The sequence below is a fragment of the Streptomyces panacea genome, from assembly GCF_040560175.1.
Lineage (GTDB): Bacteria > Actinomycetota > Actinomycetes > Streptomycetales > Streptomycetaceae > Streptomyces > Streptomyces panacea.
In genome coordinates this window covers 1-8,182 of the sequence record NZ_JARJHW010000258.1, presented here as the reverse complement: position 1 = coordinate 8,182, position 8,182 = coordinate 1, and the positions used below count along the sequence as shown (strand labels likewise).

At 69.4% G+C, this 8,182-nt stretch carries 7 protein-coding genes and 1 pseudogene; 5 read left to right on the top strand and 3 right to left on the bottom strand.

The features are described 5' to 3' along the window. A pseudogene (locus P3L51_RS33645) lies at window positions 1–1,151 on the bottom strand (ABC transporter ATP-binding protein); the annotation flags it as partial. Between the two features lie 576 nt (window positions 1,152–1,727). Between P3L51_RS33645 and P3L51_RS33640 the strand changes: the two are divergent. Next, window positions 1,728–2,147 carry a roadblock/LC7 domain-containing protein gene (locus tag P3L51_RS33640; protein WP_354609146.1) on the top strand — a complete coding sequence of 140 codons (420 nt, stop codon included), beginning with the start codon at window positions 1,728–1,730 and terminating at the stop codon, window positions 2,145–2,147. Between the two features lie 95 nt (window positions 2,148–2,242). Then, entirely contained in the window at window positions 2,243–3,286 is a 1,044-nt protein-coding gene (locus tag P3L51_RS33635; protein ID WP_354609145.1) for a DUF6397 family protein, read from the top strand. Between the two features lie 51 nt (window positions 3,287–3,337). On the opposite strand, the gene P3L51_RS33630 is transcribed toward P3L51_RS33635, so the two are convergent. Beyond that, a complete protein-coding gene (locus P3L51_RS33630; protein ID WP_354609144.1) occupies window positions 3,338–4,321 on the bottom strand; it encodes a fibronectin type III domain-containing protein in 984 nt (327 codons plus the stop codon). Between the two features lie 198 nt (window positions 4,322–4,519). Here P3L51_RS33630 and P3L51_RS33625 point away from each other — a divergent pair, with 198 nt between their 5' ends. Both P3L51_RS33625 and P3L51_RS33620 read left to right on the top strand, forming a co-directional pair. Continuing rightward, complete coding sequence (locus P3L51_RS33625) at window positions 4,520–5,314, top strand: SDR family NAD(P)-dependent oxidoreductase (RefSeq protein WP_354609143.1); 795 nt, start codon at window positions 4,520–4,522, stop codon at window positions 5,312–5,314. A gap of 28 nt (window positions 5,315–5,342) precedes the next feature. After that, the gene (locus P3L51_RS33620; RefSeq protein WP_354609142.1) at window positions 5,343–5,855 is read left to right on the top strand and encodes a GNAT family N-acetyltransferase; all 513 of its coding nucleotides are present in this window, start codon (window positions 5,343–5,345) and stop codon (window positions 5,853–5,855) included. Between the two features lie 9 nt (window positions 5,856–5,864). Here P3L51_RS33620 and P3L51_RS33615 read toward each other — a convergent pair whose 3' ends face one another. Then, window positions 5,865–7,127, bottom strand: a complete 1,263-nt coding sequence (locus P3L51_RS33615; protein ID WP_354609141.1) for an acyltransferase family protein — start codon at window positions 7,125–7,127, stop codon at window positions 5,865–5,867. 452 nt (window positions 7,128–7,579) lie between these two features. On the opposite strand from P3L51_RS33615, the gene P3L51_RS33610 reads away from it, so the two are divergent. Next, the coding region (locus P3L51_RS33610; protein WP_435594583.1) for a glycoside hydrolase family 19 protein at window positions 7,580–8,182 on the top strand (603 nt) is incomplete at its 3' end.

Genomic DNA, 8,182 nt, shown 5'->3' with positions numbered 1-8,182 from the left:
GGGAGGCCGCCGGACGGGATGGACCTGTTGCCCGCTTCCTCGAGGAAGCGCTCCATGTCACGTACGTACAGAGACTCCTCGTGCAGTGAGTTCGTGGTCATCACGAGAGCGCCCAGGCTCGCCGAACCCGAGCGGACGGCGATCACGGCGGTGCCCGCCACGGCCAGCTCCATCCGTCCCGACATGATGAGCGCGGCCATCGCCCCGTACGTGATCAGCGCGGCCACGCCCGACAGGGCCGCGGCGAGCAGTTCGGTGGCCGCCTTGTCCTTGGCCAGCCGCGTCGCCTCGCTCTCCGCGCTCTCGGCCATGTTGCGGTAGTGCCGGAGGAGGAAGCGCCCCACGCCGTGCACCCGTACCTCGTGCGCGGCGGAGCGGGAGATGAGCAGCCCGGCGATGAGACGGCTGGCGCGCAGATGCTCCACCCAGGACATCACCGACAGGTACCGCCGCTGGGAGACGCGCATCGCGCCCCAGCCGCGCGGCGCCGCGATCAGCAGGAGCATGGGCAGCAACAGCGGGTGCAGCACGGTCAGTACTCCGCCGACGGCGAGCAGCGAGATGACGCCGTTCATGGTGGCGACGCAGGCACCGACCATCCGCCTCGCCGACGGCGGACCGTGCTGCGCGGTGTCGATCAGGCGGCGGAACTCGCCGTCCTCGATCGCCTCCAGCTCCACCCGGGCCGCGGCGCGTAAGTACTGCTCGTTCGCGGCTCGTTCCACCTTGGGCTCCAGCCGGCCGGCCGCCGACGTCGACCACGACGCCAGGAGCGCGCCCGCCACCGCGACCACCGCGCCCACGATCAGGGCGGGCACCGCGTCGGAGACACGGTCGGCGGCGCTTCCGCCGGCCAGGAGCGAGCCGAGCACCGAGTTGACCACCAGCAGCCCCAGCGCGGCCGTCAGCCCCTGGCCGGCCTCGGCGACGCCGACGGTCACCAGCGCCGGCCGGTCGGTCCGCCACGCGAGCCGCAGGGTACCCGCGACCATGCGCGGCATCGCGCGTACGGCGGACAGCAGGCTGACTTCGAGATAGGCCCACTCGTGATCGGCCCATCCCGCGTCGTAGCGGAGAGGGCCGCCGAACAACTCGCGTTCGCTGTCCGACACCGCGCTCTCGGCGGGCTTGGGACGCTTCAGCAATCTCATGAGGCGGCGCTCCCGGCGTCAACCTGACGCATCGCGGGCCGGGCGGAGAGCGACCGTCTCTCGAACACGCGGTGAACGCCGAAAGGCAGGGCGGTGAGTTTCATGGTTCCTCCGGGAGCTACGTCGATGTGCCGGGCGTTGGATGAACGTTGCTGATCAAGTGGCCGTAACGGGGGGAGCGGTGCGAATTCTCGATGGAGAACTCGCGCCGACGGCAGAGATGGGCGGACGTGCGTGAAAGTGGCCGTGATCCTGTGTTCGTTTCACTCCCGTGTGACAGGTGGTCCGATCGAGGGACGGCGTTGCGGTGGTGAATTGACGGAAGTGATGACTCGGCGCCCGGAGAGTGTGGAGGGGGAGCGGTCTGTCGTCGGCGCTGGGGCGGAGAGTTGCGAAGGCATACGGCCGGGCCCGGTGGTGATCGTTCCGGCAGGCGGCAACAGCCGGTTCCGTGTGACGCTCCGAGGACCCTGGACCGCTTGCCCGTGAGCAGCCGGTGCGCGAGGCTGGGCGACCGACGGGGGAGATACGGGGCACAGGGCGCGGTACCTGTCTGAACGGGGAGAGTGGTCACGAATGGCGTTGGAAGACGGACTCGACTGGCTTCTGGAGGATCTGACCGGTCGGGTCGAGCCGATACGGCACGCGCTCGTGCTGTCCAACGACGGCCTGGTGACCGGGGCCAGCTCCGGTCTGGCGCGCGAGGACGCCGAGCACCTGGCGGCGGTCTCGTCCGGTCTGCACAGCCTCGCGCGGGGATCCGGTCGGCACTTCAACGCGGGCAAGGCGCGGCAGACCATGATCGAGTTTGATGACGCGCTGCTGTTCGTCACGGCCGCCGGGGACGGCAGTTGCCTGTGCGTGCTGAGCGACGCGGATGCCGATGTCGGTCAGATCGCCTACGAGATGACTCTGATGGTGAACCGCGTCGGCGAGCATCTCGGCATCGCGGTGCGGCAGTCGGGGCCCACGCACACCACAGTCACCGACGCCTGAGGCTCAGCGAAGTTATCCACAGGGCAAGCGGGATTCTTGACGCGGGGATACGGTCGTCACCGAGAGTAGTCAATCACTCGCGGGGGAGACCGTCGATGTCTGTCATGGAAATCTCAGAAACACTCGCTGTCGGCCGAGCGGCGCAGGAACTACGCCTGAGGCGTGGCGAGTTCGAACTGGCCGCACAGTTGGGGCATGTCCGGACCGTCGGTGGGTCCGTGAGCGGTCGCCGGAGGGTCGCGCGGGGCGAGGTCGAGCGGCTTCGGCGGGCGGCGGGTTTCCCCGACGCGCTGCGCGAGCGGGTGCGGACGGTGGGCACGGCCGAGGGGGCGGAGTTGATGGACATCAGCCCCGGTCGCTTCACCCGGCTCGCGCGTGCGGGGTATCTGGTGCCGGTGCGCTTCTATTTGAATCGCTACCGAGCGGTCGTCTGGCTCTATCTGGCCGAGGAGCTACGGGCCTTCGCCGGCCGTGAACGGGGCCTGCTGACGGGCCGGTTGCCGCAAGCGCGGACGCCCTCACGGGTGCGTTCGGAGCCACGGACGCCGACCGGCGGTTCCGACACCGGCGTTGACTCGGCCGACTCGGCCGAGGCGACGGAGGGGGCGGGGGAGGACTGCCGTCCGCGTAACTGGCGAGGCCGTCGCATCGGTCTTCTGCTGCATGAGAGCGACGACCGGTGGGAGCGTGCGGCGATCGTCGGGTCGGTGCTCGATCCGGTCCAACTCGCCGAGCTGGTACCGGATCCGTACGAGCGCGCGTCCCTGAACCGGCTGCGGCCGGACCTCGCGCCGGGCCGTCCGGGATCGGAGGCGGGGCGCGAGACCGTACGACGGCTGCTGACCGCCGATGACCCGGACGAGATCAGCTGGCACCGGTCCAGTCTGACCGCGCTGCTGGCCGACGCCCGGCGGGACCGGGAGGCGCCACGACCGAGCGGCACGACTTCCGAGCCGGTACGGGCGGCCGAACCTGTACGGACAACTGCGCCGGTACGGACATCTGCGCCGTGCGGGACCGCTGAACCGGTCCCGCACGGTGGCGGGCGGGGGCATCCGTTGCTGACCCGGCTGAGGATCAGGCGGAACAGGGACCGGGAGGCCGCCGCCGTGCTTCGTGGCGGCGGCGCCGACGGGTGAGGTCGGGCCCGACCCGACCGGCTCGGCTCGGCTCGGCTCGGCTCGGCTCGGTCAGGACTTGGCTTCGCCGGTGACCATGGTGAGTTCGGGGGAGAAGCTGCCCCACTTCCCGTCCGGCAGCTTCGCGCGGATCTTCACCTTGTAGCTGACGCCGGGCTTCTCGCCCGCGAAGACGCTCTCGGTCGTCTTGCCCACGGGCGCCTTGTTGCCCCAGACCAGTGTGGTGGTCAGCTTCCCGTTGAGATGGATCTCGTACGAGGGCACCTCGCCGTCGACCTTGGGCGGCAGCCACGACAGATCGAGGTAGTACGCACCCTCCTTGACGTTCTTGTGGCGCCCGACCTTGAAGCTGATCGGTGCCGTGTCGGGGTCGTCGCCCGGCCCCTTCGGGGTGCTGATCTTCACCGGGTCGCTGGCCGGCGAGGTGTTGTCGGCGGCGTCGCGGGCCTGGAGGGTGAACGAGTAGGCGGTGCCGGGGCGTAGCCCCGTGACCGTGGCCGTGGTCACGCCGCCGCTCACGCTGTGGATCTTCGAGCCGCCCTGAAGGATGTCGTAGGAGGTGATGCCCTGGCCCTTGCCCGGTGCGCTCCAGGTGAGTTCGGCGCCCTTCGAGCCGCTGTGCTTGCCGCGCAGCCTCACCGGCTGTGCCGGAGCCTTCTTGTCCTCGGCGGTCACCGCGGGCGTGGTGACGGGTTTCTTCTCGCTGTGCGGCGAGAGGTTGCCGGCCGCGTCCTTGGCCCGCACGGAGAACGAGTAGGCGGTGGATGGCTTGAGGCCCGTGACATCGATCATCGTCTTGTCGGCGGGAACGTCCTGGACCTTGTCCTTCCCGCGGTACACGACGTAGCCGCTGACCTCGACATTGTCCTTGGCCTGTTCCCACATGACGTGTGCGGACAGCGCGCTGCCGGCCTGAACGCTGAGGCCGGTCGGTGCCGAGGGCGCCTGTGAGTCCTTGTCGTCACCGCCGCCGCAGGCGACGAGAGTGAGGGCGGTAGCGGTAACGAGCGCGACCTGGGTGGGGGTCCGTCGCACGATCGTCTCCTCCGTCGAAAGCAAGGGGCAATGGTCTAGACATATATGACACAGTGTCGGGTTCACTTCAAGAGGCTGTGCCAGTCGTAATCCGAACTCGACGGAAGCCGACACTCCGCCGGGGCCCACCGACCGTGCCGCACACAGGCCCCCGCGCACAATGACCTCGGCCCACCGGACAGCTGGAAGGAACTGAACGTGCAGATCGACCTCGCAGGCAAGACCGCTCTGGTCACCGGCTCCACCCAGGGCATCGGGGCGGCCATCGCGACCGGGCTCGCCCGCGCCGGAGCGCGCGTCGCGGTGAACGGACGCTCCGGGAAGTCCGTCGCCGCCGCCCTCGACAGCCAGCGCGCCGCGTCCCCGGACGCCGAGTTCGTGGCCGCACCCGGTGACGTCTCCACCGAGAGCGGCGCCGGGCAGGTCCTCGAAGCCGTGCCACAGGTGGACATCCTCATCAACAACCTGGGCATCTTCGGTTCCCGGCCCGCGCTGGAGATCGGCGACGACGAGTGGCGGCGCTACTTCGAGGTCAATGTCCTGGCCGCGGTCCGGCTCACACGCGCCTGCCTCGGCGGGATGACCGAGCGTGGCTGGGGACGGATCCAGTACATCGCGAGCGACTCCGCGATCGTCGTCCCCGCCGAGATGATCCACTACGGAGTCTCCAAGACCGCCCTGCTCGGAGTCTCGCGCGGCTTCGCGAAGGCGGCGGCGGGGAGCGGTGTCACGGTGAACTCCGTGCTCGCGGGGCCCACACACACCGGCGGCGTCGAGGACTTCGTCTACGAACTCGTCGACAAGTCGCTTCCCTGGGAGGAGGCCCAGCGCGAATTCATGCTCAAGCACCGGCCGCAGTCGCTGCTCCAACGGCTCATCGAACCCGAGGAGATCGCGAACATGGTCGTCTACCTCAGCTCGCCCTTCGCGTCGGCCACCACAGGCGCCGCGGTGCGCGTCGACGGGGGATACATCGACTCGATCGTTCCCTGATTCCTGATTGATGACAGGATGGTTCGCTGTGCAGACCAACACGCTTGTCGTCCGTCGCGCGGCATTCGCCGACGCATCCGACATCTCCGGACTGTGGCTGAGATCCTTCGCGGCCGCCCTCCCGAGCGTCACACGCCCTCACAGCGAGGAGCAGGTACACGCCTGGATCCGTGACATCGTCCTGCCGACCCAGGAGACCTGGGTGGCGACCGCCGGGGAGACGGTCGTCGGCATGATGGTGATCGAGGGCGGCGATGTCGACCAGCTGTACCTCGATCCGGACCACCGGGGCTGCGGCATCGGCGCCCGCCTGATCGACCTGGCGAAGCGGCGCCGGCCGGCCGGACTGTCCCTGTGGACCTTCCAGATCAACGGCCCGGCACGGCGCTTCTACGAGCGCCACGGCTTCGTCCCGGTCGAGAAGACCGACGGCCGGGGCAACGAGGAGAACGAACCGGACGTCCGCTACTGCTGGCACCCCGAACCGGGCGGCAGCGCCATTCCGGGGCCCGCGGCGGAGCCGGATCCGGCTCCCCGCTGACGGCGGGCGCTACGGCCGCGCCCGCATCCCGAACAGGAACCGGGTCACGCGGGTGCGCCGTACCAGAACGTCGTAGGCCACCACGGTCAGCACGAGTGAAGTCACCACGATCACCGTGTACTTGACCAGGATGGGCGCGTCGTGGCCGACCACGCCGTAGGCGACCGCGACGACGATCGGTTGATGCAGGATGTAGATCGGCAGCACCGCGGTGGCGAGGTAGCCGTACATCCGGCGCCGCCTGCCGGCCGGGGGAACCGCCCGATCGACCGTGTCCGGTGGCTCCGGTGGCCCCGGCGGCGTGGCTCGGTGTTCGCGGCGGCGGTCGAGAAGGCCGAGGATCGCGACCAGCCAGCACCACCCCGCGAGCCCGAACAGCGCGCGGGCCAGGATCGCGATGGCCGTCATGTCGGTGAACGCGTCGCTGTCGGGCGCCTCCCCGGCGGCGATGACGGCCGGCAGGGCGAGTACGAACAGCGCCGCCCCGGTCACGGCGGCGGGCATCGCGTCGCGTCGCATCGCGGTTCTGAACCGCTCGTCGGAGGCGAGCACATAGCCGCAGACGAAGAAGAGCAGATACGCCCAGCGGCTCCAGCCGCCGAACGCCTCCTCCAGCCCCAGCAGCGCGCAGATCACCGCGAACGGAACGGCCGCCAGCAGCACCACACCCCGGCGCCGCACGGCTGACGCGAGCCCGTCCCGGACCCGGCGTCCGACGGCGTCGGGCAGCCGGCCGGTCAGCGGCGCCAGAAGAAGGGAGAAGGTCAACAGGAGCACCACGAACCACAGATGGCCCGTCTCGAAATGCTCTCCCCGCACCACGAACGGGAACTCGCCGAAGTCCAGCCGCACATCGAAGAAATCGCGCAGGAACCGCGGGTAGGACTCGTGATAGGCGGGATCGGCCGCCCGCAGTCGCAGCCACTGAGGGACGGGAATGATCGTGAGCGTCGCGAACACCAGCGGTACGCCAAGACGCAGCAGCCGCTCGGCGGTGAACCCGCCGGGGCCGCGCTTGAGCAGCGAATGCCAGGAGCCGAGACCGGCGATGAGGAAGAGAATCGGCATCGCCCAGACCACACCGATTCCGGCGAGGATCATCGTCGCGTCGACCGTCTCCGGATTCTTGACGTAGAAGTCGTCCTCGGCGTCGAACACCAACGCCGAATGGAAGAACACCAGCCCGACGACCACCAAGGCCCGGATCGCGTCCAGTTCGGTTCTTCGCCCCGGCCGCGCGGCCGGTCCCGGTTCGTCCCCTACCGCTGCCATCGGGCCTCCGCCGCGTCCGCCCCGCTCGCCGTGTGACAGCGACCGACGGCGACCAGTGTCGTGGTCGCGGCAGCAGGGCGCCACCCTTCGGCGAATCGGAGCGCGACCGCCGCGTTGTTTGCCGGCCAGGGGCGAGATCGCGTCACATCCACCGGCGCGGACGGGCCAACATCCCTTTGGAAAAGACCAGTTGTGGGACAGGTGCGCGGTCGGGCGGTGACCGGCACGGAGGACATGCCCTGCTCATCCACACCGAACAGAAGCCACGCGTCGGCCGGTTCGGCGGGCGGACCGGCCGAAATTCGTCAGTTGGTCTAGACCTTGACAGGTAGTGAGGATTCCGGTTTGGTTCCCTCACCCCCATGGCGGCCGTCGCTCACCGACGGCCGCGCGAAGGAGTGAGTCGCTTGCGACAGCGAATCCTTGCACTGTTCACCGCACTGGTCTCCGCCATGGCCCTCGCGGTGTTCCTACCCGCCTCGACCTCGGCGGCAGCCACGTCGGCCGCCGCCTGTACCACCGGCTGGAACGCGTCCACCGTCTACTGGGGCGGCGACACCGCGTCGTACAACGGCCGCAACTGGACGGCGAAGTGGTGGACCCAGAACGAGAGACCCGGCACGGTTGACGTCTGGGCCGACAACGGCGCCTGTGGTGGCGGCCCGACGGATCCGCCGCCCACCGGCGGCTTCGTGGTCAGCGAGTCGCAGTTCAACCAGATGTTCCCGAGCCGCAACGGCTTCTACACCTACAACGGTCTCAAGGCCGCGCTGAGTGCCTACCCGGCCTTCGCGAACACCGGCAGTGACACCATCAAGCGCCAGGAGGCTGCGGCCTTCCTCGCCAACGTCAGCCACGAGACCGGTGGCCTCGTCCACATCGTGGAGCAGAACACGGCCAACTACCCGCACTACTGCGACACTTCGCAGTCGTACGGCTGCCCGGCCGGCCAGGCCGCCTACTACGGACGCGGTCCCATCCAGCTCAGCTGGAACTTCAACTACAAGGCCGCGGGCGACGCCCTCGGTATCGACCTGCTGAACAACCCCTGGCTC

Coding starts and splice junctions, on each gene's coding strand:
- P3L51_RS33640 (WP_354609146.1), top strand. CDS start 1,728: ATGGCGTTGGAAGACGGACTCGACTGGCTTCTGGAGGATCTGACCGGT.
- P3L51_RS33635 (WP_354609145.1), top strand. CDS start 2,243: ATGTCTGTCATGGAAATCTCAGAAACACTCGCTGTCGGCCGAGCGGCG.
- P3L51_RS33615 (WP_354609141.1), bottom strand. CDS start 7,127: ATGGCAGCGGTAGGGGACGAACCGGGACCGGCCGCGCGGCCGGGGCGA.